Consider the following 1,122-nt stretch of genomic DNA (forward strand, 5'->3'; position numbering starts at 1 on the left):
ATGGCAACTGTGTTCATGCGAATGCTTTTTTATCACGGATGATGGCGTTGAGGACGACGAGGAGCTTCCTTGCAACGGCAATGATGGCGAGCTTCTTTGACCCTGATCGGGCTGCGATGGCACTGTAGAAAACTCGGAAGCGATCACAGGCTCGGATGGCGCCCAGCGCAGCCATGTAGAGGGCACGGCGCACGCGCGCTCGGCCACCCTGGATCTGGCTCCTGCGATTGAGCTTGCCGCTCTTGTTGTCGAAAGGGGCAAGGCCGGCGAGTGCCGCGATCGACTTGGGTGAACGCTGGCCGAGTTCGGGCAGGTGCGCCAGCAGAGATAACGCGGTGATCTTGGAGACACCAGGCACGGAGACCATCAGCGCGTTGTCGCGAGCAGTATCCTCGACTTGATGAATGGTTTCGGCGATCAGGCTCTCGAGCGCCTTAATGCGTGTGTTGAAGCTGGCGATCAGCTCTTCGAGTTCGGCGATGACAATCTCATCGAAGGCCTCGCTGCGAAGCTTCTTCAATCTTGCCCTGATATCGACCAGTTGGTCGCGGTGGCGGGCAAGCGATTGAAGATGTTCACTTTCTTCGTGCGGCGCCGGCTCGGCTTCAGGGTGATAGCGACGGCCGTAGCCGCTCAACATCCTGGCGTCGAGAGGATCGGTCTTGGCGCGCCGTGCCGTCGACTTCGCATAGTGGTGAGTGTGTGTCGGATTGTGCCGCGAGAACGCCACGCCTGCCTTGGCCAGCGCATGTCGCAGCAGCCGGTCATGGACCCCTGTTGCCTCCATGACGACAAAATCTCGGCCGGGGTGAAGGCCTGCCACATAGGCAGCGATCGCATCGGCTTGGTTGTCGATGCGCTGGCAACGGCTGCTTGCCTCATCAAAAAAATCGAGCCACTGCTTGGAGATGTCGCAGCCGACATAGTTCTGCATTATCATGTCCACGCCTCTTCCTGTGGTGCGAGGTCTGCTGCTAACAGCCCCGTGCAACTGTTCAGGTTGATGGTTCACCGGTGGGAAGGGACCGAGCCATGCCACGGCCTGTCCTCCAAAGGACGACCAGGATCCTGTCGGTCTCCTTCCCACCTCAACTATAGCATGGCAAAAACACACAGGATCCT

At 59.1% G+C, this 1,122-nt stretch carries 1 protein-coding gene; it reads right to left on the bottom strand.

What is annotated here, in order from left to right; genetic code table 11:
• Positions 1 to 13 precede the first annotated feature (13 nt).
• Positions 14 to 934 carry an IS110 family transposase gene (locus tag LB564_RS31440; RefSeq protein ID WP_224542911.1) on the bottom strand — a complete coding sequence of 307 codons (921 nt, stop codon included), beginning with the start codon at positions 932 to 934 and terminating at the stop codon, positions 14 to 16.
• Between the last annotated feature and the right edge of the window lie 188 nt (positions 935 to 1,122).

It is taken from the genome of Mesorhizobium sp. ES1-6 (assembly GCF_020164775.1).
Taxonomy (GTDB): Bacteria; Pseudomonadota; Alphaproteobacteria; order Rhizobiales; family Rhizobiaceae; genus Mesorhizobium.

Bases quoted from the DNA above. Each gene is read 5' to 3' on its own strand.
- LB564_RS31440 (WP_224542911.1), bottom strand. From the start codon at position 934: ATGCAGAACTATGTCGGCTGCGACATCTCCAAGCAGTGGCTCGATTTT.